At 52.2% G+C, this 249-nt stretch carries 1 protein-coding gene; it reads right to left on the bottom strand.

Annotation, left to right across the window (positions count from 1 at the left end; genetic code table 11):
• The coding region (locus tag HL290_RS18505; RefSeq protein ID WP_227602339.1) for an Ig-like domain-containing protein at positions 1-249 on the bottom strand (249 nt) is incomplete at both ends.

The raw sequence follows: 249 nt of genomic DNA, 5'->3' as shown, positions 1-249 counted from the left end.
TACCGCTCACTGGGTCAGTGGCATTGATCGGATCAAGTACCGGTGCATTTGGTGCAACCGTATCAATCGTCACCACAGCGGTGTCTGTACCGACATTACCTGCTGCATCTGTTGCAGTCACAGTAATGGTGTGTGGACCATCAGTCAGTACAGGCAAGCTATTGTCTGCAAGCGTCCAGGTGCCATCACCATTGTTTACTGCCGGGTAGTCAGTGCCATCTACATTCACCACCACTGTCGCAGTCGGAT

Origin of the sequence: Acinetobacter sp. AC1-2 (assembly GCF_016124155.1) — a bacterium.
Classification (GTDB): domain Bacteria; phylum Pseudomonadota; class Gammaproteobacteria; order Pseudomonadales; family Moraxellaceae; genus Acinetobacter; species Acinetobacter calcoaceticus.
The sequence above is the reverse complement of the archived record's forward strand: the minus strand, read 5'-3'. Positions and strand labels throughout refer to the sequence as shown.